Origin of the sequence: Paenibacillus sp. S02, assembly GCF_019454065.1 — a bacterium.
Taxonomy (GTDB): Bacteria; Bacillota; Bacilli; order Paenibacillales; family Paenibacillaceae; genus Paenibacillus; species Paenibacillus polymyxa_B.
In genome coordinates, this window is record NZ_CP073682.1 from 5,546,126 (window position 1) to 5,571,460 (window position 25,335).

Below are 25,335 nucleotides of genomic sequence, written 5' to 3' on the forward strand. Positions count from 1 at the left end.
GTCCGATATATTGATTATCGCTTATTTAAAGGAGTAGATTATCATCTCAATTGATTTCAATGTGTATTGGTTTCATTTTAGCTCCGATCTGCTGATGCCATTGTTCAGCTTGATTGGACTGCTACTCATCTATTTTGGATTCAGAACGATCCGTCGTCATCGTTATCGTAAACGCCACTGGGTCCGTACCAAGGGGCAAATCGTTGATGCGCATATCGAAGTAGATATTGATGTCGTTCCCTTTGACCGAGATGATCCGGTAGATACTAGCTACACCCGCCGATTAAAGGTGCGCTTCTATACAGCTTCAGGTGAAGCCGTAGAATTCTGGAATCCTTATAGCACCAACCTAAGCCTCAACCGGGTTGGCAGCAAAATTAAGGTATTATACAATCCATCCAACCCTCGGGACGCCCGCATTGCAGGCGGTATAAATGGTGCAGGCTGTCTGGCCTTTATACTGTTTTTGATCGGTGTTCCCTTTGCTTTGAGCGGGGTATTCGCTGTTTTGAAGTTTTTCCTCTAACCAGGCTTGGATCACATACTGGTAATAAAATTTATCGCCATATACATTGCCAGGCCTAAAATAATCAGTGCCGATATTTTGTTGAGCACAGTACCAAACTTTCCTTCTGAATCCATACGTCCCACGAGACGCCCCGCCGTTGCCAGACCGATAAACCATATCCACGATACTGACACGGCGGCCAGGCCGAAGGCCCAGCGTTCCCCACCGTCATATTGAAGGGAGCTGGTTCCAATTACACCAACAGTGTCGAGTATGGCATGTGGATTCAATAGCGATACCGAAGCGGCAAAAATCATCTGGCGCTTCGGCCGCATCGCCTGACTTTCTCCTGAGGAAGCTGCCTTCGACCTCCATAGAGTCCAGGCCATATACAGCAGAAACAAACAGCCCGCTGCATAGAGTACGTTCGTGAGCCATAGAAATTGCTGCAAAATAAGAGATACGCCCCCAACCGCAAGCGTGATCAGGATTGTATCACAGATACCCGCTGTAATGACAGCAGGCAGTGCATTGCGAAACCGCGACTGGGACGCCCCTTGATTAAACACAAATACATTTTGTACCCCCAAAGGCAAAATCAAACCCAACGCCAATAAAACAGCATGGATAATAGCTTCCAACATGTTATGTACTCCCCTCAAAACCATTACACTTCTTCTCTCTCATCTTCCGTTATTTCCTTCCGTTCTTGATGTAGTTATCGTTCTGGGTTTTCCAGGTTCTGTGCACGTTCGGTACGTTTTTGTATATGCTCCAATTGCTCCACTGTAGTCTGATAATCTTGCGGGTAGTTCATATTAAATACAGCTTGCCGCCACATCTCTAAGCTCGCACCTGGCCAATCGCCCGCTGTCTCATAACGAACGTTCAATGAATCTAGCCAGTCGATCAGACGAAGACGTCCACTACGCAGACATTGCTCGGCAGACGGCAACACACTTTGATGGTATATGCCTAGCAGCGGATTTATACGTCCATCCACAGAGGCAATCACTGCCTGTAATGCTGGTTCTGCTGGCTGGGGCGATGAGCCTTTTCCTGTCAAGGGTGCATGATCCCCCTGTACTTGTTGTTTTCCTTGTTCACTGCTTGTCTCTTGCGCCGCTGTCCAGTTCGTTGCGTGAGTAAGCAAAGCACACAATATCTCTGGCTGCACGAAGGGCATATCGCAGGCAACGACAATGCCCCACTCCGTTCTGGAAGCAGAAAGTCCCGCATGAATACCGCTCAAAGGCCCTAAGCCGGGATACAGGTCTTTTGTCGTTTCCAGATCAAATTCTCTATACTGCTGCGTATCCCGGGTCACTACAATAACCCGTTTTGTTACCTGCCCTAGCACAGCAGCTATTCTCTCCAGTACCGTAATCCCTCCCAGCTGAAGCAGCGCCTTGTCCTGTCCCATTCTGCTGGAGCGTCCGCCTGCCACGATAATTCCAGTCACCTCCACCATCACCATCGCACCTCCTTTTTGCTAGACAAATTCTATCATTAAACACGAATAAATCTAATAATATCATCTATATAAAGTATAAAAAATGGCGATCCACCTGGATCGCCAAAAAAGAGGGTGCCTATTCGTCTAGTTCATTACTTTTAATTCGTGAACTTAATAAGTTGCAAAAATCGTTTTATTATGGAAGTAGCCTCCGCCCGGGCCGCCTGCTGTTTGGGCGCAAGCAAGTCGGGAGAGACACCCTTAATTAAGCCTTGCTCTGTAGCCTGCGCCATAGCATCTTGAGCCCAAGGAGAAACAGTAGATGCGTCACTGTAAATCTCTTTATATTTCTCATTAGCAGGACCAGCATTCAGTGTTTGAGCGTAATGTGCAGCCTTTTCGGTAATAACCACGATCTCCTCGCGAGTAATCAATCTTTCTGGTCCAAATGACTGATTCCCGTAACCACGGATCAGACCAGCTTCCACCGCTGCTCCAACACTACCAGCATACCAGGCATTCTCTTTCACATCTGTAAAAGGCTCCGTTAACGGCTTCTCCTGCATACCAAGTCCGCGAACAAGCATTGCCACAAATTCAGCTCTTGTTACCGCCCGATTCGGTTCAAAAATATCAGGCTGAACACCTTGGACAATCAACTTGTTTGCCAGCATCTCTACATCTTTCTGCGCCCAATGATTTTCTAGATCCTTAAACTTTTTGTCTGCTGAGACTACAGCATAAATGCTGTTATGATTTGATTTGATGATTGCCTCTAATTGTCCATCCACATTCTGTATCAACACGGGAACAGACGACAACACACCTGTCTTAGGATCGAACCAAACGGCCGCTATATGCTTAGGATCAACTTCATGATCGAGAATCAATTTCCGTTCCACGTAATGCCCGAAAAATTCAGTGATCTCCTGATCTCCAGCCATAAGCTTGAAATCAACCGGGTTTACCACAACATTCGCTAAACCCGTGTCTGCAATAGCTTGTCGCACTTGTGCACCGTTTTCGCCTGACAGCGCTGAAATTTCGACGATCAGGTTGTCTTCAGGATATAATGAGACCAATTTGCCAACCAATTCAGCAGAAAGAGTAAACTGGGCTACTGCTGTGTGAATGCTAATCGGCACCTTTGAATTTTCTTTCTCATATTCCTTTAAAAAGGTAGAAGGTATACTCACTTTTGCTGCTTTATTGTACCCCGAGGCGTCCACGACCAACTCTTTCTGCTCACCGATTGTAACATTCAGGGCTTGGCTGACGTCTCCATCATTCAAACCAATAAGTTGAATAGTGCGGCTCTTATCGGCTGCTGTCTTAGCATCTGTTAATACGGCACCCGTCTTAGTCTCTGTTTGGGAAGCCGCTGACGAAGTACCCTGATCAGACGTTTTTTTATCCTTAGAACGATGTGAGCGTTCATCTAGCGTACGGAACGTCCAATCCTCCGGCGTATGCATACCTACATACGGATTCATTGCCAAATCCGTCAGTGCTCCCGAGGTAATTTCCACATAATAGGGCTTTCCTTCTTCCAGTCCACCTGATAGCTTAAATTCTACTATCTTTTTCTGGCCTGACACCTCATATATCCTATTCGAGTCCCCTGCTCCAGATATCCGCAGCTCGCGAACTACGGCTCCTCCCGAAGCTTCGTGCAGTCTTACATATCCGCGGTCCCATCTTACTGACTCATTGAACTCCATGTTAAAATACGCTTTCCCTGGACCCATACCACTTAAATAAAGACCTTCCGGTGACTTCGATACCAGCTTTGGCGCCGTCTCATCTGCTGTCATGAAGTTCCACATGCTCTTGTCCCAAACCGCGTTCGATCCCTGCCCTCCACGGTCTACAAACATGCCTGAGCTGACTTCTACATAGTACCGGGTATTGTCAGACAACGGATGGTCCAGCTTCATCGACACGTGCTGACCGCTGATTTGTACCGTACCTCCTGCAACCGTTCCTCCGCTCACATCAATCCGTCCAACCTCGGTTCCATCCCACTGATGCAGGGTGAGATGGCCTACGCCCAGTCTCATCTCTTCACTAAAAATCATGTCCATGCTCGGCGTGAGCGCCTGACCGCTTCCCTGCGGATACAGTTGTGTATAATACGGCTGCATATCTCCCGTACGGAATGCCCATTCCTCTGGAGTGTGCAACCCCGCATACGGGTTCATTGCCATATCCGTCAGCGCTCCTGAGGTGATTTCCACATAATAGGGCTTCCCTTCTTCCAGTCCACCCGATAGCTTAAATTCTACTATCTTTTTCTGGCCTGACACCTCATATGTCCTGTTTGAGTCCCCTGCTCCAGATATCCGCAGCTCGCGAACTACGGCTCCTCCCGAAGCTTCGTGCAGTCTTACATATCCGCGGTCCCATCTTACTGACTCATTGAACTCCATGTTAAAATACGCTTTCCCTGGACCCATACCACTTAAATAAAGACCTTCCGGTGACTTCGATACCAGCTTTGGCGCCGTCTCATCTGCTGTCATGAAGTTCCACATGCTCTTGTCCCAAACCGCGTTCGATCCCTGCCCTCCACGGTCTACAAACATGCCTGAGCTGACTTCTACATAGTACCGGGTATTGTCAGACAACGGATGGTCCAGCTTCATCGACACGTGCTGACCGCTGATTTGTACCGTACCTCCTGCAACCGTTCCTCCGCTCACATCAATCCGTCCAACCTCGGTTCCATCCCACTGATGCAGGGTGAGATGGCCTACGCCCAGTCTCATCTCTTCACTAAAAATCATGTCCATGCTCGGCGTGAGCGCCTGACCGCTTCCCTGCGGATACAGTTGTGTATAATACGGCTGCATATCTCCCGTACGGAATGCCCATTCCTCTGGAGTGTGCAACCCCGCATACGGGTTCATTGCCATATCCGTCAGCGCTCCTGAGGTGATTTCCACATAATAGGGCTTCCCTTCTTCCAGTCCACCCGATAGCTTAAATTCTACTATCTTTTTCTGGCCTGACACCTCATATGTCCTGTTTGAGTCCCCTGCTCCAGATATCCGCAGCTCGCGAACTACGGCTCCTCCCGAAGCTTCGTGCAGTCTTACATATCCGCGGTCCCATCTTACTGACTCATTGAACTCCATGTTAAAATACGCTTTCCCTGGACCCATACCACTTAAATAAAGACCTTCCGGTGACTTCGATACCAGCTTTGGCGCCGTCTCATCTGCTGTCATGAAGTTCCACATGCTCTTGTCCCAAACCGCGTTCGATCCCTGCCCTCCACGGTCTACAAACATGCCTGAGCTGACTTCTACATAGTACCGGGTATTGTCAGACAACGGATGGTCCAGCTTCATCGACACGTGCTGACCGCTGATTTGTACCGTACCTCCTGCAACCGTTCCTCCGCTCACATCAATCCGTCCAACCTCGGTTCCATCCCACTGATGCAGGGTGAGATGGCCTACGCCCAGTCTCATCTCTTCACTAAAAATCATGTCCATGCTCGGCGTGAGCGCCTGACCGCTTCCCTGCGGATACAGTTGTGTATAATACGGCTGCATATCTCCCGTACGGAATGCCCATTCCTCTGGAGTGTGCAACCCCGCATACGGGTTCATTGCCATATCCGTCAGCGCTCCTGAGGTGATTTCCACATAATAGGGCTTCCCTTCTTCCAGTCCACCCGATAGCTTAAATTCTACTATCTTTTTCTGGCCTGACACCTCATATGTCCTGTTTGAGTCCCCTGCTCCAGATATCCGCAGCTCGCGAACTACGGCTCCTCCCGAAGCTTCGTGCAGTCTTACATATCCGCGGTCCCATCTTACTGACTCATTGAACTCCATGTTAAAATACGCTTTCCCTGGACCCATACCACTTAAATAAAGACCTTCCGGTGACTTCGATACCAGCTTTGGCGCCGTCTCATCTGCTGTCATGAAGTTCCACATGCTCTTGTCCCAAACCGCGTTCGATCCCTGCCCTCCACGGTCTACAAACATGCCTGAGCTGACTTCTACATAGTACCGGGTATTGTCAGACAACGGATGGTCCAGCTTCATCGACACGTGCTGACCGCTGATTTGTACCGTACCTCCTGCAACCGTTCCTCCGCTCACATCAATCCGTCCAACCTCGGTTCCATCCCACTGATGCAGGGTGAGATGGCCTACGCCCAGTCTCATCTCTTCACTAAAAATCATGTCCATGCTCGGCGTGAGCGCCTGACCGCTTCCCTGCGGATACAGTTGTGTATAATACGGCTGCATATCTCCCGTACGGAATGCCCATTCCTCTGGAGTGTGCAACCCCGCATACGGGTTCATTGCCATATCCGTCAGCGCTCCTGAGGTGATTTCCACATAATAGGGCTTCCCTTCTTCCAGTCCACCCGATAGCTTAAATTCTACTATCTTTTTCTGGCCTGACACCTCATATGTCCTGTTTGAGTCCCCTGCTCCAGATATCCGCAGCTCGCGAACTACGGCTCCTCCCGAAGCTTCGTGCAGTCTTACATATCCGCGGTCCCATCTTACTGACTCATTGAACTCCATGTTAAAATACGCTTTCCCTGGACCCATACCACTTAAATAAAGACCTTCCGGTGACTTCGATACCAGCTTTGGCGCCGTCTCATCTGCTGTCATGAAGTTCCACATGCTCTTGTCCCAAACCGCGTTCGATCCCTGCCCTCCACGGTCTACAAACATGCCTGAGCTGACTTCTACATAGTACCGGGTATTGTCAGACAACGGATGGTCCAGCTTCATCGACACGTGCTGACCGCTGATTTGTACCGTACCTCCTGCAACCGTTCCTCCGCTCACATCAATCCGTCCAGCCTCGGTTCCATCCCACTGATGCACGATAAGATGACCTGTTCCCAGTTCTACGTCTTCGCTGAATAACATAGACAGATTTGTGGACAATGAAACTCCACTTTCCTGCTGTGGGGATAGCCATGTATAGTGCGGTGGCTCTTCCATTTGCGCCTGCATATAAACTGATGAAGCCACATTCAGTGGAGATGTATCCGTAGTGAATCCATCCGCTATATCTGCATTTTCTATGATTTCACTGCTAGGACTCTCCGTCGCAAACGTTGCTAACATATAAGGGTTGGCTAGATTAAATACCTGTGTTGTCAGTACACTTGCCTTAATCATTCTGTTTAAACGTTTCGTGTTTCTTTTTTTCTCACTCATAACATACTCCTTTTTATTTAGGACCCTTTGCCCGTGGTATTCGATCCTAGGTGTTTGAAAGTTTATTCCTAAGAACCACATAAAACGAACTATACACCTAGTTTTTCATGCCATTACATTGACGGATATGCTCATGAACACTTTCATCTGCATAAGTATGAATAAAGCAGTGAAATTTATGGATCTCGTTCTTGATTTCCATATAATCCTGCTGGCATTTCCACATGAAATCCCCGAAGTATAGCAGAATTTGTTCACCTCTGATCAGAGGATTCCTACTGCTCTGAATGGCGCCCATTTTACTGTACAAAAACTCATACCGCATACGATGGCGAGGCAGAACATATATTTTGAAAAAACAATTACCTAATAATGAGGCAAACAAGTCGTCAAACTGTCCAAAGGACACGTTCAGCATATTGGCCTGCTTCAGACTGAGCTTATGTTTGATGCCGAGCAAAGCATGATGAATCTGCTTCATAATCGCTTGAAAAACCTCTTCATCTCGCTGAAGCTCTTCAATGCGTGACCTCAAAAACAAGAGATCGTATTCCGAATTACTGCTTGTTTGCAGCCATGAATCGTCAATCGGACTTTTTAACCGCGTCTGGATTATCTCTTCCAAGTTTTGAAAGGATGTTCCCTTAATAACAGCACCCTCACATGTTGTATTAATAAATTCAGTCTCTCTCGCTATATTGATGTAAAATTCCATTTCCGTTTTCATTTTAATAAAAGAATGATTTGTGACAACCAGTTGGCCATGAACACCATCAACACGCGGTGAATTAACACTAACCGGAATTCCTTGAGAATTGGTGATCCCCTCAGCATAATATTGTTCATCCCGATAAGCTAAATTTTGCCCTACCAACACAACAGGGTCTGCTTTCATCTGGATCAGACATTGGAGTGCAATGACCGCTACTGATGGAGCATCGTTAATAATCGTTGGTTTATTTCCCTCCGGTGTACGCAATACGTGTTTGGAGAGTTCATCCTGAGAAATGATGATATGCATAAGACGACCTGGATAATGATCGAGTGTGTGTTTACCGACCGTACTGCCGAAAATAAGTGGAATTGAATCAATTCGCTTGTCGATCACCTTTTGAATTACATTTACGTTGTATTCGTTCGGGTCATAACTGAATGTGCCGTGCGGATAAATGCCATGCTCCACCAGCGTGTTCACTGCCGATCCTACTGTAAACAGATAAGCAAGATTGTTCTCACGAATATGCCGCAGGTGCTCAATTTCGTCGTTAAGCGAAGGGCCAGCAGATATTACTAAGACTGGCTTGCCCCTAATATGCTCTGAGCCCGCGTGCAGAAAATCTGAACTATGTAAAATATAAGGAAGATTATGAATACTGTTTAACGCCCACTTTTTTTCGTACACGTTATTGATAGCCATTTTGTCCTTCTTGTTAGAGACCATTTTGTACAATATTTCATTAAACTTCTTCAGTTCCGCAGCAAATAAGGAGTGATACGGGAGCCATGGAACAACTAGTACCCCAGATACACGGTCGATCAACCTATGCAGTGTACCGATTGTCTCTCCTGTCATTCCTCCTACCATAACCTCTTCGATCATCTCATCAGCCAGCCAATCGTTTTCATTCAGATGCTGCAAAAAAATATTCATCAAACCAGTGTCGGGCTCGACGATGGAGAAGCTGGTATTCGGGTACTTGCGTAGAAATTCACGAATATGATACCCAAGTCCTACACCAAAAAAGATCACGTGCGCTTGAGGTTTAACCTCGTTAAAACCCAAAACAAATAATTCTGCTTCCCGCTCAGGCTGCTCAGGATCATGTAAATAATATGATTGTCCCTCACGAGTCAGTATTACATTGGGCTCGTTGGCTTCAGAAGTCACCAACTCAACTCCTTCTCCTGCCTGAAGCAAAAGAAGCCGAGGAAATCGGTGGTACAAGGAATTGTCTCTATGATGCTGTAATGCCATTTTCCATCCCTTTCCACCCGATATTTCATAAAACCAACTATACAGGCCAGTCGATTAAACCTATATCATTTCTTATGAAGCATAGTATTCTGATTTTATGTAATATCTGCGACAATGTATTTTTATTCAGGAAAAAATAATCCTAAATTCTCCTGATTATGGATTAAGTATCGGCTATTCTATGTATAAACTTTAGGTCTTAAGAACCTATTTATAAATAAAGATTTTGTAACTAACCAAGCATTTACTTGGACTAACCATATATAGTTTCAAATGCTGTAGTTCGTCTACATGTCGCCCCTTGGAGCAACAAAAACAATAACTAGTAAAATAGCGAAATAATCATTAAGTTTGCTTAAACCAATATCAAATTAGTATCTTCTAATAATTATTACATAATTGTTAATTTATTGGTTTGTTAACCCTTTCAACACATGATACATTGGAATAAAGAACCTCCCACAGATCGGCATCGATGCGCAATTCTCTATCGGGCTAAGAAAGGAATGGCTTGTCTTGCAAAAGAGAGAAATTCAAGAGACTCCTCTATATTCCTTAAAACTGTATAATTTTTTTCTATATGGAGCTATGGTCATTTTCTCCAGCTTCTTCCCGTTGTATCTGCAAGATATCGGCATGGACAAGCTGGAGATCGGGAGTCTGATGGCTATCGGACCTTTTGTATCCGTATTCGCGAACCCTTTTTGGGGCTATACAAGCGACCGGAGCCGTAACCTCCGACGTATTCTGCTATTTATGATTATAGGTACCTTGTTATTGCTGCAAGCTTTATTTCATGTCCATACGTATATCATGATTTATGTGTCGATGATTGGTTTTTATTTTTTCCAAAGCCCTTTATTTGCGCAAAGCAACAGCCTAATTCTCAGCTATATTGAGGGCACAGACCGGAAATTTGGTTCATTCCGTATATGGGGTTCCTTCGGCTGGGCTGTGACAGCAGCAGTTGCCGGTATAGTTATTGACCAAACGGGGATATCCAGCATATCCACCATCTTTACGGTACTTCTTCTGGCTGCATTAGTCTGCACCTTGTCGATTCCACCACTGAAAAGCACTGTGGAGACAGCGACCATTCATTTGCGTGGCTTTGGCAGCGTTTTAATGAACGGATACTTTATATCCTTTATTTTATTAGGCATCCTTGTATCCATCCCGAATTCGATCAACAGCGCCTTTATGTCCCTGTACATCACCGAGCTGGGCGGGTCCAAACAGATGCTTGGTTTTGCCGTTTTTATGTCATCGGTATTCGAAATTATTGTCTTTTTGCTGTTTGATCGCTTCTTGAAGAAAAAAATGACTGTGATGGTCGGCTGTTTGGCACTCGTCAGTTTGCTGTTTGCCTTACGTTGGGAACTGATGGCTCTGGCCACAGACCCGATTCAGATTGTGTTCATTCAGGCTCTTCATTGCGTCACCTTCGGTGGATACTTCTATGTAGGCACCCAATTGACCGTCCTGTTCACCCCTGCAGCTTACCGATCATCCGGACAGGCCGTATATACTTTGACCTGGAGTGGTATATCCGGTATCGTAGCAGGTTTTGCGGGAGGTTGGCTATTCCAGAACTTTGGCGGAGAAATGATGTACCATGCAGGGGTCTTCTTTGCCCTACTTGGCTCTGCGGGCTTCGCTATCATGTGGTATATGCTGTACAAGAACGGTTATCAGCCAGGACTGCCAGCGGGCACAAACGAATAGAAGAAGCCCCTTAACAACACTAGAGGAATGAGGTATCCCCTTCCCTTCTGGCTTGTTAGCAAAGGCAATAGAGTATCGTCAAGTCAATGATCATGTATAAAGAGCGTGCATGCGTAAAATAAAGGAGTCTGCCGACGGCAGACTCCTTTTCAACTTGGTCGCACGAAGCTACCATCTCTCCCACACTTTCCAACAACCTATTGCTTAGGCAATTGGAAAGAGCTTTTCAACGATACAACACGGTTAAATACAGGCTCACCCGGTTTGGAAAGCTTCGGATCGACACTGAAATAACCATGACGGAAAAATTGGAACTTGTCCTGCGATTGAGCTTCTTTCATGTTCGGCTCGACATAGCCATGAGCAATTTCCAAAGAGTTCGGATTCAATTGGTCAAGGAATGTTTTTTCCGATGCATCCTCTTCAATCTCTTCCGTGTCCTCTGCGTTAATCAAAGGCTCATACAAACGGAATTCGGCAGGTACAGCCTGAGTAGCCTCCACCCAGTGGATCGTGCCTTTCACTTTACGTCCTGTAAAGCCTGATCCGCTCTTGGTTTCTACATCATAGGTACAGTGAATCTCCGTTACATTTCCGTCCGCATCCTTAATCACATCGTTGCATTTAATGAAGTAAGCATGTTTGAGACGCACTTCATTACCAGGGAACAAACGGAAGTATTTGCTCGGCGGATTTTCCATGAAGTCCTCACGCTCGATATAAATTTCACGGGAAAACGGAATTTGACGTGTACCGAGTTCCGGATTTTCAGTATTATTTTCCGCCTCCAGCATTTCAACTTGTCCTTCAGGATAGTTTGTGATAACCACCTTCAACGGATCTATGACTGCCATGGTGCGAGGTGCCTTAAGCTTCAAATCCTCACGTACAAAATGCTCCAGTACCTGCAAATCGATGACTCCGTAGGCTTTGGAAATGCCTGTCTCATATACGAAGCTGCGAATGGCCTCCGGCGTGTAGCCGCGACGACGTAAACCGGAAATCGTCGGCATACGCGGATCATCCCAACCATCTACGTGCTTTTCATCGACCAGAAGCTTGAGCTTACGTTTGCTGGTTACGGTTTGAGCCAGGTTCAGCCGTCCAAATTCGTATTGGTGCGGTACCTTTTCCATCTCGCATTCAGCTACAACCCAATCGTACAGCGGGCGCTGATCTTCGAACTCCAGCGAACAGAGCGAGTGCGTTACTCCCTCAATCGCATCTTCCAGCGGATGAGCATAGGAGTACATTGGATAGATGCACCATGTGTCGCCTGTATTGTGATGTGCTGTGTGTGAAATGCGGTAAATAACCGGATCACGTAAATTAATGTTTCCTGAAGCCATATCAATTTTGGCACGCAGCACCTTTTCACCATTTTGGTATTTGCCTGCACGCATCTCTTCAAACAGCTTCAGATTGTCTTCAACACTTCGATCCCGATAAGGGCTATTTTGCCCCGGTTCGGTCAGTGTGCCACGAGTTTCGCGGATTTGGTCCGCGCTTTGGTCATCCACGTAGGCTTTACCCTTTTGGATCAGCAGGATGGCACGCTTGTACATTTCTTCAAAATAATTGGAGGCAAAATGTTTTTCCTCCCATTCATAACCGAGCCACTTCACGTCCTCCTGGATGGAGTTCACGTATTCCGTATCTTCCTTCGCCGGATTGGTGTCGTCAAAACGCAGATTTGTGCGTCCTCCGAATTCATCTCCTAACGAGAAGTTGATCCAGATAGCTTTGGCATGTCCAATATGCAAATATCCGTTTGGTTCAGGCGGAAATCGTGTAACAACCTCCTTTACCTTACCCGTACGTAGATCCTCTTCAATAACATTTTTAATAAAATTGGGGGGAGTGATCGGCTTCTCCACGCTAATCAACCTTTCTTCCGTATAATCTGTGTATAACCTGTTCCCTTAAATATACCCTTTCACACCGCATAACTCAATAAAATGAAAATCCTTATGCTCTCTTCAGCAAAAAAAGTGACAAGTTATGAAAAAGAGTTAACATTTTCGGCAAATAAATTCGTTATAGTGTATATATCTTTTATTTTGTCCGGAAAAGGAGACCCACCCGTGTTTAAGCTGCTCATTGTGATCCTGCTGTCTATGCTTTTGTCCTCTTCCGTCATGACTTCCGGTCATCCTTCATCGGACCCGGTGAACGAAACCGTACAATCTCGTCCGCTAGCCAGCGCTCCAGAAGACCCCTCCGTCCATTTATATGCCGTGAATCCGTCACAGGGACTATTCCATTCAGCTGTACTGGAAATCGGCCAGCAACGTCGCACATTCCGCTGGTCGGGCTCGGCAGATATCTCCACCGCACCACAATTATATTACAGGGATGTAAACGAGGATGGTGTCCGTGAAGCCGTCGTGATCATCACACGCGCCTCGGGAACGGGTGTCGAATTGCAGGAGCTGCATATTATTAACGCACAGACGATGGAAGAATATGCGGTCGAATCGGCAGCATATGCTGTGTCCCAGCGCGTACACAGCTCAGTGGAGCTACGTGACCACAACCGCCAGGTGCATATTACTGTCACGATTGACGGTGCTACACAGACGATGGACCCTAAAGCATCCGTATTTTACGATGATCCAGTGCAATTTACAAAACATCTCGATTTTAACTCCGTCGTAATGTATGATGCCGAACAGCTCCCTCTGCAAGCCACTGTATCTGGCAGTGTATCCCCGACCGAATTTGTAGGGGATTTGGATTTGAAATATGTATACGAGCATGAACGGTTCCGGGTGGGACCTATAGAATTTGAAGCTTCCTCTCCCTTTTGACGACTCTCGCAGAATAAGGTAGCATGGGATTAAATGCTAGACTGGCTGGTTTAGCGATTTTCCGAGTGAAAGAGGGGATCAATCATGTTTACATATGCGTTGGACGAACGCACAGTCCTTCGGCCGCTCACCAAGGAGCATGTGCAGCCTCTGTTTGAGCTGATCGAAATGTCCCGTGACCGCCTGCGTCAATGGCTTCCATGGGTAGACTCTACTACGGAAATCAGCCACACAGAGCAGTTCGTACAGGGCGCCTTGAAACAAGCCGCAGAGAACGGTAGCCTGACCGCCGGAATTTGGATAGACAACGAGCTTGCTGGCATCATCAGCTACCATGAGATCAATTGGACTCACCGTTCGGTTAGCATCGGATACTGGCTTGGACATGGATACGAAGGGCAAGGTCTTATGACCAGCGCCTGCCGCGTATTCGTTGAATATGCTTTGATGGAGCTGGACTTGCATCGGGTCGAAATCCGTTGTGCAACTACGAACCGCCGTAGCCGCGGTATTCCGGAACGTTTGGGCTTTGTGCTCGAAGGCATTGTACGCGAAGCGGAATTGCTGCCCGACGGCTACATGAACCACGCAGTGTATGGTATGCTTCAAAATGAATGGAAGCAACTTCGGTAATATTGTATTATACAACAACGCCGCAGACCTGATCAGGTCTGCGGCGTTGTTTGTTTAGGCCGGACATAAAACCGAATGTTGCTATCTGTGCCTCCCGCCTATTTTAAGAAATAGGCCATTAACACATCATCCACGAATTGGCCTGCTATGTAAAACTCCTCATGCAAACGTCCTTCAATCGCAAAACCACTTTTTTCATAAAACATAAGGGCTTCCGTGTTGCATGAGAGTACACGCAAACTCAACTTGCGTATGCCCTCGGCAGCTGCAATGTCCTTCATGGAGTTCATGAGCGCCGTCCCAATACCTTTGCGATGATAGGCTGGATGTACAGCTATATTTATTTCCAATACATGACAATTACTAGCCAACAGCGTTGGAGGACGAAATCCAATATACCCGCAGAGTACTTCCTGTTCGATGGCGACCAGTTGGGAGCCCGGAGGCGTATTGCGCAAAAACTCTCCGCGAGACTTCCAGGACAGCGAAGCGGGAGCCGTACGTTCATTCCATACCAATTCATCCAGCGCAATCAGATCAGGAGCATCCTTCATCTCCGAATGACGTATCGTCAAGGGTTGACTTGTAAACAATTCCTTTCAATCCTTCCTGTGAAGGCTTTCCTGAAGCAATAACTGCAATCATTCGTCACTTATTGTACCATAATCACCGCTCATTACTGAACTTTTATTAGGACTTAAGAACTGGGAACATCAGCCTTGGAAGTAGTATCAAAAGTATCCAAATCATGTCGGTAACGGTTCAACCAGCTATGCAGGACGAAAAACAGGATCGACAACACCGCTACGCCCGCTGCCAGCCAAAGTGTAGGCGGTAACCCACCACCATCATACAACTTCCCCATAATATAAGGTCCCATTACCCGTCCGGCTGCGCCAATGCCCCCCACAAGCCCAATGTAAAAGGGTGCACCCCGACCTCCATGATCAGACAGGAATGCTGGAACCGCAGGTGCAATCAGCATTTCTCCCAGGGTCGCCAGAACCATAGCAAATATCATTCCAGTATAGTTCTGTGTGCCCAGCATGACAATATAAGCCGCCAAATAAAATCCTCCGGCCCATGTCATTTGCGCTGAAGCGTGATGAGCGTACAGTCGTTTTATCCAAAAAATAATGGGTTGTGCGGCAAAAATAAGGATACCATTCAGCGTCCACAGTAACCCATACATTGTTTTAGGCAAGCCCTGCTCAATAATATGGGGAGACACTCCTGTATTCCAAATCGAATTGCCGAACCATAAAAAAAGCGAGCCTACCCCCACAAAGAGATACAATCTGGTATCACGAAACAGCAAACGAGCTGGTATTTCCTCTCTTTTCTTCACGGACTTGCTGAGCTGTACTTCTCCCTCTTCCCGATCCACCCTACTTAGATAAGACCAGAAAAACCCGGCAAATACCGCAGAAGTCACCCCGTTCATCACAAAGCTGAGCTGATAGGAAAGGTCAGCCAGAACGCCACTCAATCCCGTACCCACTGCAACCCCAATATTGTTAGCGACATAAATAATATTAAACAGCTCTCCACGACGGTCAGCGAAACGAAAACCTACAAAGGCCTGAATCGCAGGCACAGATACGACATTAAAAAAGCCGATAAAGCCCATCATGATGACAAACGCTACCCAATGACCACTGGTAAATGGAAGCGTAAGAAGTCCCAGCGCGTTCATCGCCAGTGAACCAACAATCAGTTTCTTGGCTCCAATACGGTGATAAAGGGCTCCTCCCAGCACTTGACCAAAAATTCCGCCTAGAGACTGCACTAAAATCGCAATTCCCGCATCTCCCATGCTACGGTTCAGCTCGTCAAATACGTACATGCTAACCAGCGGCCACATCAGGGAACTTCCGGCGGAATTAATCAGACTGGCAACGAGAAACACTTTCACTTCTTTCGGATAAGACTCCAACCATTTCATATCTTTTGTTTCTCCTTTTGCATCTGACGCCATAAATGGCATTATCTCATTTGCGCTTCACATTCACCACCGTTGAGAAGAAAGTAGCCCCCTGTCCCATATCCGACAGCCGATCAGAGGTTAACACATTGGCACGCTGTCTGCGTCCTTTGCCTTCCCACCATAATCCCTGGCTAATCACTGTACCGGGCAGCATCAGATCGGTGACTTTGGCTTTCAGCTCATACGTCCCCCGATCATTCCATACGGTAACTGGTTCCCCATCCGCGATGCCTCTTGTCTGAGCATCCTCCGGGTGAATTTGTAGCAAGGGCTCCCGCTCCAGCCGCTGATGCTTGGGTAAGTTAGCGAAAGTAGAATTCAGAAAATTATGGTTTGGCGGTGAAATAAACATTAATGGAAACCGCTCGTCCGCTTGCGGTCGATGCTCTCCATCATACCCTTCAATCAGCGGCACATATGAAGGCATCGCGGGCAGACCTGCTTGTTTCATTTTCTCCGAATATAGTTCAATCTTGCCTGAAGGCGTGGTTAGACGATCCAAATAAGTGGCCTTTGGCGACATATCGAGCTTTACAAAAGGTGACTCTTTTAAGGCTTCCAAGGTTACACCGTTGAGATATGGGTTCGTCGGATTATCAAGCGCGCCTGCGATCATGTCCTCTTCACTTTCCGTAAAGGCAGCTTCGTCAAAGCCCATAGCCCGTCCGAGCAGGCTAAACAGCTCATAATTGCTTTTGCTTTCTCCGAGTGGAGCAATGACGGGTTCCTGCATCTGGACATAGTGATGCCAGTAGGATTTATATAGGTCCGTACTTTCAAAGGAAGACGCTGCAGGCAGCACAATATCGGCATAACGGGCCGTATCGGTAAGAAACAGGTCATGAACGACTGTGAACAAATCCTCTCGTTCAAATCCTTCAGTCACCCGTTCTGAATCGGGAGCTACAACTACCGGGTTACTGCAGTATACGAATAACGCCTTAATCGGCTGTTCCTTCTGTAGCAGCGCTTCTCCGATCCGGTTCATGTTGATCACCCGGGCATCGGGGTTCTGTCGCAGATCAGGACGCGCCAGATTGGCGCCGTTAAACTTGCCATAAGCGCCATTAGAGCGTGACGCTCCCCCGCCGTGCTTTAGCCATTGTCCAGTGAGTGCAGGCAAGCATGTAACCGCACGTACGTTCATACCGCCATTATCATGATGCTGAAGCCCATTGCCGATATTGATATACGCTGCTCGCGCAGTTCCGTACATTTCCGCTAAACGGATAATATCTGCTTCCGGCACGCCGGTAATCCGCGAAACTCGCTCTGGTGTATATGTCTTAACATGCTCGCGCAGTTCCTCATGGCCTACCGTGTAGCGATGTAAGAATTCGTCGTCCGTCAGTCCCTGAGCGAACAGCACATTCATAACACCCAACGCGAGCGCCGTATCGGTCCCCGGATATAACGGAATGAACCAATCCGCCCATTGCGCCGTCCGGTTGCGATGAACGTCAATAACGACCACCTTAGCACCTTTTTTACGTGCCTTCTCAGCCAAAACGACCTGATGCATGTTGGTGCTAATGACATTTCCACCCCACACAATAATGAGGTCTGCATCCTCCGTGTCCTCCGGGCTGGTGCCGCCTTTAAAACCCATAACGGACGCCCAGCCTTCATTCCCTGCCACACTGCATATCGTCTGATCCAGTTGGCTTGAACCCAGCGCATTAAAAAATCGGCGATCCATTCCATCCACACTCAATACGCCCATATTGCCATAAAAGCTGTAGGGGAGAATAGATTCCGATCCGTCCGTACGTATCAGCTCCTTGAACCGACCAGTAATGGTTTCGACCGCTTCCTCCCAGCTAATTCGTTCAAACTTCCCTTCTCCTTTGGGGCCTATACGTTTCAAAGGATAGAGCACCCGATCAGGATCATATACCCGCTCCGTCATATTGCGAACTTTGTTACAAATAGCCCCTTTGGTAATAGGATGATCCGGGTTCCCAGTCACCTTGACTATCTTTCCATTTTCCTTGTGAAGCAGGAGCCCACACGTATCCGGGCAATCTAACGGGCATACAGCCGGAAAAATACCGTCCTGCTGCTCCGTCATCCGCTGTCCCCTTTGTAAGTCTTGTTGAAGCGTGGCCTCAGGAGGCGCGCTATTGCGATGATCCATAGTGTTGATGCTCCTTTCCGTTACCGTTTCCAAAAATTACACTGCTCTTATCATATCCACAGCTTTGACCTATGGCAAGAGAAGGATTTTCCCACACAGCCGCTCTCCAAAATATTAAAAAAATCCGTCTGCTGCATAGAGCAAAACGGATTTTTTAAGAATCATAATTTTTTTCGACATCCTGTTTCATCATATCTTACCGAGGGTAAAAGAGATCAAGGCATTATGGACGAGAGCACACTCATCCTCCATGCCAAATCATGGACCACTCCCAAAAAAATCCGCCATGACAGGTTTCGTTCCCCCGGGCCTGTCATGGCGGATTTGCTTTGTTCATTGCTGTTTAAAGTACCATAATTAAGCAAGATCACTCAACGGATTTGATGTGCAACCGAAGAAGTAGTTGGAGATTCATTCACTGGATGTGCGTTGGCTTGAGGCTTTTTCAAATAGGCCAACCAGTAGGCTCCAGCCACAAACAGGCTACCTCCTACCAAATTCCCCAGCCAGACCGGAATGAAGTTCATAACATAATCTGCCCATGAAAAGTGGCCTGCAAAAATAGCCGCCGGAATGAGGAACATATTGGCAACAACGTGCTGAAATCCAATAGCGACAAAGGCCATGGTCGGGAACCAAATCCCCATAATTTTGCCGCCAATTGAGTCTGTGCTATAAGCCAGCCATACAGCCAGTGCTACGAGCCAGTTACATCCTATACCCGATATAAAAGACTGCAAAAAGCTTTCATGTAGCTTATGTCCTGCCATATCCACCACTTTGTCCAGGTAAGGGCCCGTTTCTGTCAAACCCAGCACATGGCCAAAGAAAAATGCAACGAATAACGCACCCGCAAAATTACTGAGCGTAATAATCGCCAAATTACGGAACATAGCGCCGGTCTTAATCCGTCCTGCCCATCTCGCCAAAGGGACAGCCATCATATTGCCGGTCAGCAATTCTCCGCCAGCGATCAATACCAACACCAGACCTACAGGGAACACGGAAGCTCCAATAAAGGTAGCAATACTCCCCCATTCCTTAGGTGCACTTGCGATGACACGTATATCCAGCAAAAACCCGAGTGCAATAAATGCACCTGCCAAAAATCCCAATACCACCGACACAGTCCACGGGTTGTTCGCTTTAGCCACTCCTGTTTCTACCGTCTTTTCGGCAATTTGCCCCGGTTTATAGCTTGCCATATGTTCCCGCTCCTTTAACATCTTTTTACTCGAATATTCTTCTCTCATATTTTAGTTAAAATCAGTGATTTTGTTTGTGAAAAAAATCACTTTAATAGGCATTAAAAAAACAGCCCTTGTAAAAAGGACTGTCTTTTCTGTATTATTACGTCTACTGCGCTACTACGCGCTTTACATTTAATTGTATTCTTCCTTTTCAACTGCTCTCAAGAACCAAATAACTCCACCGAGGCCTACCAGCGCTACGACTACAAGAAAAAGGATATAAAACAAATCCATAATCTACTTACCCCCTAATCCTTATGCTACTCTATATTGTACTATAAGGATTCGTCCATACGTCTCAGATTGTTGACAAACTTATGAACAATGTCACAGACAAACCGAATTATACAGTAACTGGATTCCGTTCGGATATTGTTGGCAATGCTTGTAAACCTGCTGCGTTCAGGAAATTCCAAGGCTTGTTATAATGCGGCTGGAAGAAGAAATCGACAAAGGCCAACTGGTCAATGGTCATATGATTTTGAATGGCTACGGATAGCGTGTTAATGGATTGCGTCAAATCCACCTTCGACATAATTTGTGCCCCCAAAATTCTCCGTGTCTCCTTCTCATATACCACTTTCAGTAATACCTTTTCGGAGGTTGGCATAAATTCAGGCCGGTAGCTGTCTTCAATGGTTACAGCTTCTACAGTCATGCCTTCGTCCGTTGCCGCCGCTTCCGTCATGCCTGTTCCTGCAATATTGTCTTCGTAAATTTTGATACCCGAAGTTCCTTGGGTTCCCATGTAGGCAATGGTTGGTTGTACCAGATTACGTGCTACCAGCGTACCCATACGAACTGCGTTGGTTGCCAAAGGGATATAAGCCGTTTTGCCTGTCGGATTATAGCGGATTGCACAACTGTCACCTGCTGCAAACACGTCCGGGCAGCTACTTTGCATATAGTTATCCACAATGATCGCACCGTTAGGCAACATATCTACCTGACCTTTGAGCAGATCCGTTTGAGGTCGGAAACCGATGCAGAGAATAACAAGCTCTGTTTCATATTCTCCTTTAGAGGTCACGACTTTACTTACCTTACCGTTCGTACCCTCAAAACGACTCACCGTCTCGCCAAGTACCAGCTTAATGCCATGTTCCTTCAGGGAACTTTCAATCCGGTCTGTATACTCATGGTCCAAATACTTATTCAATATACGATCAGCACTGTCGATCAGTGTTACATTTTTACCGTTCATTTGGAAAGCTTCTACCAGTTCAACACCAATGTATCCAGCTCCGACGACTGTAATGTTCTGTACATGCTGGGCTTTCTCAATGATATCATTCGAATGATTATAGTTTTTACAGAGCAAAATATGATCAAGTTCAATGCCTTCCAGCTTCGGAATAATAGGCCATGATCCTGTGGTCACAATTAATTTATCAAATGTGTCTGTAAATTCTTCGCCTGTTTGGAGATTACGTGCATGCAGCGTCTTGCCTGCCGTATCCACACTCGTTACCTCATGAAGCATCTTGGTCTCTACACCCAAGTCAGCCAGTTGATCTGGAGACGAATAAAACAGTCCGTGCGGATCTTTGACGACACCACCTACGTACAGAGCAATACCACAAGATAAGAATGAAATATTATCATTACGCTCATAAACGGTAATTTCGGCATCTGGATAACATTTAGCTGTGTTGACGATAGCTGCCGTGCCTGCGTGTGTACATCCGATAACTGCTACTTTCATGTTAAATTCCTCCTTGGTGTGTGGGCATAAAATGTATAATAATTGTGAATAGTTTCACGTAAACAGCTCGTTAGCGTTTGTGATTTATTTCACTTCATGTGCTTATTATAGTGTGATATTTTTCACATTACAATAGCTTTTTAAGATATTCACAATTTGTCCACATTTAAAAAAGAAAGGATATCCGAGTTCAGTCGTTTGCTGAAATGTTTCTTTGCTCCATCCAGTTTTCCCTGTAAGCCCCCTGATTATGCCCTTGGAATCGACCTTCACATGATGCAACACCCCTTAGACAAATGCATATGTAGAGAACAAAAAAGGGACCGTTTCCCGGAGACATTCCGGAAATCAGACCCTTTTTAAACATATACGTTGGAAGTAAAGCGAAGCTACTATAGCAATTGCTCAATAGCTGCTTTCATCGCTTCTGGTGACTCCTTCGGTTCAAAACGACCCACAGGTACACCTTCACGATTCACAATGAATTTCGTGAAATTCCACTGAATTGTCCCATCTTCCTGTTCTCCAGGCTGTTGCTTTTTCAAATATTCAAACAGAGGCGCTGTATCCGGTCCGTTGACGTCCACTTTGGCGAATACCGGGAAACTAACCCCGTAATTCAGTTGGCAAAATTCAGCCGCTTCCTCGCTGCTGCCCGGCTCCTGACCGCCAAATTGGTTGCAAGGAAATCCTAATACAACTAATCCCCGATCCTTATATTCGTCATAAAGCTTTTGCAAATCCCCATATTGCGGGGTAAGTCCGCATTTACTGGCGGTATTCGCAATAACCAGCACCTTACCGGTGTAAGTATCCAGAGAAACCTCCTGATTCGCTGGTGTTACGGCATTATGTGAATAGACAGACATACAGCATCCTCCTTCGTGTCGCTTGGTTTAGGTTACATAACCTATTTTAACCAAAACGTGACGGACATGCCAACATCCACAGTGACTTTACCGTGATGCCATCACTTCAAGTCTGCGTTCTTCGCGTTCGGAAGCGGACATTTTTGGGCAAGCATAACAATACCGCTGACCTCCACCTGTCTTGTAATATTGGCAACAGGACGGTTTCATGTAGGTATTTTCACCGGGGCGGTAAGGATTGTCCAATTCAATGAGACGAACCGTAAATGGATTTCTTTTACGCCCGAATACCTCTCCCTTCAGCTCACGTGTCACATACATATAATCTTGTTCGAAGCGCTCCACATCCTGAGGATCAGTCAACAATGGCTGTACTCTATCCTTAAAATACAGCAATGTCAACGGAAACTGTCCCCACATTTGCCCAATAGATGCGCTCCCCACTGCAGCTATTGCCTCCAATATGGGCCGCATCTGCAAACTGTAAAAGTCACGTAATACTTGCTGAGCCTGTTCGGAAGAATGGTCATCCCCATTGTTCCGCGTATTGTCCAGCTCTGTTAGGTCGATGACCTGGAGGCTAATAGAAGGATATTGACCTTCATAACAAATATGAAATCTGAGATTGGAAACGGACAGATCCAGACGGCGTTCACACAGAGACACCATAAAATGCTGCGCAAACACGAGACCACGCAACTGGTTCACAAAATAAACGGCTGCGGTTAAATCGTCTTCAGCACGTAGAAGATCGCCGTAATACTCCATCACAGAGCGGATTTTCTCTGGTTCAAGCCATTCGGCCACTGGCCCGGAATATACTGCATCCTCCGGCGTGACTCTCACTATTTTCGCTAGTTGCTCAAGTTGATCGTAATCCAGTGGTCTCATGGTATGTCCTCTTTAACCTCTTGCCGCTACTTGTGCTCTAGCATCACGTCGCTCAGCAACAGAACCCACAGGTTGCTTATCTTCCATATTCATTTCTTTTACTGCTTGGCTTACCGCAGGCTGTCCAGCCAAAGCATACGGAAGACAGAGCGGTACACCCGTACGAGGATCTGTTACAATATCCGCTTCGATCCCGAACACCTCACGCAGCACATCAGGGGACATAACCTCAGTTGGAGTTCCTACCGCCTCGGCTTTCCCTTTTTTGATCGCAATCATATGCTGAGCATACCGGGCGGCATGGTTCAAATCATGCACGACCATAACAATGGTGCGCTCCTCCGAAGTATTCAGATACTCTAGCAAATGCAACACTTCCAGTTGATGCGCCATATCTAAAAATGTCGTCGGCTCATCCAGAAACAAAATATCCGTATCCTGCGCAAGCGCCATAGCAATCCAGGCACGCTGACGCTGACCACCAGAAAGCTGATCAATCGGACGATCGTGGAACTCGCTCATTCCCGTTACTTGAATGGCCCATTCTACCATTTTGCGATCTTCCGCTTTCATGGACCCAAAACCTTTTTGATAGGGAAAACGTCCGTAAGATACCAGTTCCGTCACGGTTAATCCTTCCGGTGCAGTCGGATTTTGTGGCAAAATAGCCAGCTGTTTAGCTACTTCCCGGGTGGATTGCTTATGAATGGATTTACCGTCAAGCAGAACACTGCCGCCCTTAGGATTCATGATGCGAGCCATCGTCTTCAGAATGGTGGACTTGCCAGAACCATTTGCGCCCACCAAGGCTGTGATTTTCCCTTGAGGTATTTCTACGTTCAGATCTTCTACAATCAATCGATCTTCATAAGCAATATCCAGATTTGCCGTTTTCAGACGAAACATTTGGAATCATCCCTTTCCCTTATCCAATATATATAGTCACGGGCTTAACGCACGACTTTCATCAAAACTTCATTCTATCTTTATATAATAAAGATATTGATAATCATTATCAAGTGTTAACTGGTTTATTTCCTATATCATACAGTGCATATCATCGAATATTTCCTCAAAAAATTCAAAAAAAGATCACAGCTCCTCGAAGCTGTGATCTTTTAAATCCGGCGGATCGCATTATGACCGTACAGAAGACAGTCCAAATGCTTCAGCCATGAGACGTATAGATTTCATTTTGGCATCAAAGTCGTGAATAATGCTCGCAACCATGATCTCCTGGGCATTATAGTCCTTACTTAATTGCTCAATCTGACGCTTCACCTGTTCGGGCGAACCGACCACCATACGTTTGCGATTCTCACGAATACGCATCCGGTCAAACGGCGTATACGGATACGCCAGTGCCTTTTCGACGGAAGGTGTTCCAGCGGAGCGCATTCCCTGCTCTAATAGTACAAGAGACAAGTCCATACTGGAAGCCAACCGATTCGCCTCCTCTTCGGTATCCGCACAGATCGCAAATACGGCAACAAGCGAACGCGGTTGGTCACTATGCTGGGAAGGCTGGAAGCTTTCCTGGTATTCCTTCATAGCCCCTGTGCCGCCTTCACCATTAATGAACTGCGCGAACGCAAAGCCCACGCCACGCTCGGCTGCCAGACCTGCGCTATCACCGCTTGAGCCGAGCAACCACATTTCCGGTACAGTTTCTATGAGCGGCATCGCCTGTAGCGAACCGAAACGGTGATCATGGCCCGTGCTGTCATGCAAATAAGCTAACAGGTCATCCAACTGCTCAGGGTACAGATCAACACCACCCCGCATTTTGCCTTCTTGCAGTGCTCTGGTAGCAATGGGCATTCCTCCAGGCGCTCGTCCCAGACCCACATCAATGCGTCCCGGATACACCCCCTCCAACACACGGAAGTTTTCCGCAACTTTATAAGCGCTGTAATGGGGCAGCATCACACCACCTGACCCCACTCGAATGGTTGAGGTACGGGCAGCCAGATGCGAAATCAGTACCTCCGGACTGGAGCCTGCAAGATTTGCGGCAGAATGATGCTCTGATACCCAAAAGCGATGATAACCCAAGCGTTCCGCCTCTATAGCAAGCTCAGCGGTCTTTTGTAATGCTTGTGCATGCGTCATGCCTTCCGATACCGGAGATTGGTCAAGAATGCTGAGTTTTATCATAAAAGTCTGACCTTTCTATTTTGGAATA

At 46.7% G+C, this 25,335-nt stretch carries 17 protein-coding genes and 1 pseudogene; 4 read left to right on the forward strand and 14 right to left on the reverse strand.

Features of this window, described 5'->3' with window-relative positions:
- The first annotated feature begins 61 nt into the window (after positions 1-61).
- Positions 62-526, forward strand: a complete 465-nt coding sequence (locus KAI36_RS24670) for a DUF3592 domain-containing protein (protein ID WP_103744758.1) — start codon at positions 62-64, stop codon at positions 524-526.
- Positions 527-537: 11 nt separating this feature from the next.
- Here KAI36_RS24670 and KAI36_RS24675 read toward each other — a convergent pair whose 3' ends face one another.
- The 4 genes from KAI36_RS24675 to KAI36_RS24690 form a co-directional block, all read right to left on the reverse strand.
- A complete protein-coding gene (locus KAI36_RS24675) occupies positions 538-1,152 on the reverse strand; it encodes a LysE/ArgO family amino acid transporter (protein WP_023990738.1) in 615 nt (204 codons plus the stop codon).
- A gap of 74 nt (positions 1,153-1,226) precedes the next feature.
- Positions 1,227-1,979 carry a molybdenum cofactor guanylyltransferase gene (gene mobA, locus KAI36_RS24680; protein WP_181016549.1) on the reverse strand — a complete coding sequence of 251 codons (753 nt, stop codon included), beginning with the start codon at positions 1,977-1,979 and terminating at the stop codon, positions 1,227-1,229.
- Positions 1,980-2,122: 143 nt separating this feature from the next.
- Positions 2,123-7,168: an Ig-like domain-containing protein gene (locus KAI36_RS24685; RefSeq protein ID WP_220026254.1), complete on the reverse strand. Its 5,046-nt coding sequence runs from the start codon at positions 7,166-7,168 to the stop codon at positions 2,123-2,125.
- Positions 7,169-7,265: 97 nt separating this feature from the next.
- A complete protein-coding gene (locus KAI36_RS24690; protein WP_220026255.1) occupies positions 7,266-9,143 on the reverse strand; it encodes a motility associated factor glycosyltransferase family protein in 1,878 nt (625 codons plus the stop codon).
- Positions 9,144-9,659: 516 nt separating this feature from the next.
- Between KAI36_RS24690 and KAI36_RS24695 the strand changes: the two are divergent.
- Positions 9,660-10,882: pseudogene (locus KAI36_RS24695) on the forward strand (MFS transporter).
- A 183-nt stretch (positions 10,883-11,065) separates the two neighbouring features.
- Here the strand turns inward: KAI36_RS24695 and KAI36_RS24700 are convergent.
- Entirely contained in the window at positions 11,066-12,745 is a 1,680-nt protein-coding gene (locus tag KAI36_RS24700) for a glutamine--tRNA ligase/YqeY domain fusion protein (RefSeq protein WP_028540719.1), read from the reverse strand.
- Positions 12,746-12,952: 207 nt separating this feature from the next.
- On the opposite strand from KAI36_RS24700, the gene KAI36_RS24705 reads away from it, so the two are divergent.
- Complete coding sequence (locus KAI36_RS24705) at positions 12,953-13,678, forward strand: hypothetical protein (RefSeq protein WP_023990742.1); 726 nt, start codon at positions 12,953-12,955, stop codon at positions 13,676-13,678.
- 84 nt (positions 13,679-13,762) lie between these two features.
- On the forward strand, positions 13,763-14,311 hold the full coding sequence (locus KAI36_RS24710) for a GNAT family N-acetyltransferase (protein WP_028540721.1): 549 nt from the start codon (positions 13,763-13,765) through the stop codon (positions 14,309-14,311).
- A 98-nt stretch (positions 14,312-14,409) separates the two neighbouring features.
- On the opposite strand, the gene KAI36_RS24715 is transcribed toward KAI36_RS24710, so the two are convergent.
- The 9 genes from KAI36_RS24715 to KAI36_RS24755 all read right to left on the reverse strand — a co-directional run bounded on the left by KAI36_RS24715 (position 14,410) and on the right by KAI36_RS24755 (position 25,307).
- Complete coding sequence (locus tag KAI36_RS24715; RefSeq protein ID WP_039271600.1) at positions 14,410-14,904, reverse strand: GNAT family N-acetyltransferase; 495 nt, start codon at positions 14,902-14,904, stop codon at positions 14,410-14,412.
- Positions 14,905-15,008: 104 nt separating this feature from the next.
- Entirely contained in the window at positions 15,009-16,256 is a 1,248-nt protein-coding gene (locus KAI36_RS24720; protein WP_068938950.1) for an MFS transporter, read from the reverse strand.
- Positions 16,257-16,302: 46 nt separating this feature from the next.
- A complete protein-coding gene (locus tag KAI36_RS24725) occupies positions 16,303-18,435 on the reverse strand; it encodes a molybdopterin-containing oxidoreductase family protein (protein ID WP_220026257.1) in 2,133 nt (710 codons plus the stop codon).
- A 371-nt stretch (positions 18,436-18,806) separates the two neighbouring features.
- On the reverse strand, positions 18,807-19,640 hold the full coding sequence (locus KAI36_RS24730) for a formate/nitrite transporter family protein (protein ID WP_025722197.1): 834 nt from the start codon (positions 19,638-19,640) through the stop codon (positions 18,807-18,809).
- A gap of 388 nt (positions 19,641-20,028) precedes the next feature.
- Entirely contained in the window at positions 20,029-21,390 is a 1,362-nt protein-coding gene (locus tag KAI36_RS24735) for an FAD-dependent oxidoreductase (protein ID WP_220026258.1), read from the reverse strand.
- A gap of 392 nt (positions 21,391-21,782) precedes the next feature.
- A complete protein-coding gene (locus KAI36_RS24740; RefSeq protein WP_039271605.1) occupies positions 21,783-22,259 on the reverse strand; it encodes a glutathione peroxidase in 477 nt (158 codons plus the stop codon).
- A gap of 87 nt (positions 22,260-22,346) precedes the next feature.
- Positions 22,347-23,150 (reverse strand): hypothetical protein, encoded by an 804-nt coding sequence (locus tag KAI36_RS24745; RefSeq protein ID WP_220026259.1) that lies wholly within the window; start codon positions 23,148-23,150, stop codon positions 22,347-22,349.
- A 12-nt stretch (positions 23,151-23,162) separates the two neighbouring features.
- Positions 23,163-24,056, reverse strand: coding sequence for an ABC transporter ATP-binding protein (locus KAI36_RS24750; protein ID WP_025722201.1), 894 nt, complete (start codon positions 24,054-24,056; stop codon positions 23,163-23,165).
- Positions 24,057-24,287: 231 nt separating this feature from the next.
- Complete coding sequence (locus tag KAI36_RS24755) at positions 24,288-25,307, reverse strand: LLM class flavin-dependent oxidoreductase (protein ID WP_220026260.1); 1,020 nt, start codon at positions 25,305-25,307, stop codon at positions 24,288-24,290.
- Positions 25,308-25,335: the final 28 nt, after the last annotated feature.

Excerpts from the sequence above, each read along its gene's own strand:
- KAI36_RS24675 (WP_023990738.1), bottom strand. The coding sequence starts at position 1,152 with ATGTTGGAAGCTATTATCCATGCTGTTTTATTGGCGTTGGGTTTGATT.
- mobA (WP_181016549.1), bottom strand. The coding sequence starts at position 1,979 with ATGGTGGAGGTGACTGGAATTATCGTGGCAGGCGGACGCTCCAGCAGA.
- KAI36_RS24685 (WP_220026254.1), bottom strand. The coding sequence starts at position 7,168 with ATGAGTGAGAAAAAAAGAAACACGAAACGTTTAAACAGAATGATTAAG.
- KAI36_RS24690 (WP_220026255.1), bottom strand. The coding sequence starts at position 9,143 with ATGGCATTACAGCATCATAGAGACAATTCCTTGTACCACCGATTTCCT.
- KAI36_RS24710 (WP_028540721.1), top strand. The coding sequence starts at position 13,763 with ATGTTTACATATGCGTTGGACGAACGCACAGTCCTTCGGCCGCTCACC.
- KAI36_RS24720 (WP_068938950.1), bottom strand. The coding sequence starts at position 16,256 with ATGAAATGGTTGGAGTCTTATCCGAAAGAAGTGAAAGTGTTTCTCGTT.
- KAI36_RS24725 (WP_220026257.1), bottom strand. The coding sequence starts at position 18,435 with ATGGATCATCGCAATAGCGCGCCTCCTGAGGCCACGCTTCAACAAGAC.
- KAI36_RS24730 (WP_025722197.1), bottom strand. The coding sequence starts at position 19,640 with ATGGCAAGCTATAAACCGGGGCAAATTGCCGAAAAGACGGTAGAAACA.
- KAI36_RS24735 (WP_220026258.1), bottom strand. The coding sequence starts at position 21,390 with ATGAAAGTAGCAGTTATCGGATGTACACACGCAGGCACGGCAGCTATC.
- KAI36_RS24740 (WP_039271605.1), bottom strand. The coding sequence starts at position 22,259 with ATGTCTGTCTATTCACATAATGCCGTAACACCAGCGAATCAGGAGGTT.
- KAI36_RS24745 (WP_220026259.1), bottom strand. The coding sequence starts at position 23,150 with ATGAGACCACTGGATTACGATCAACTTGAGCAACTAGCGAAAATAGTG.
- KAI36_RS24750 (WP_025722201.1), bottom strand. The coding sequence starts at position 24,056 with ATGTTTCGTCTGAAAACGGCAAATCTGGATATTGCTTATGAAGATCGA.
- KAI36_RS24755 (WP_220026260.1), bottom strand. The coding sequence starts at position 25,307 with ATGATAAAACTCAGCATTCTTGACCAATCTCCGGTATCGGAAGGCATG.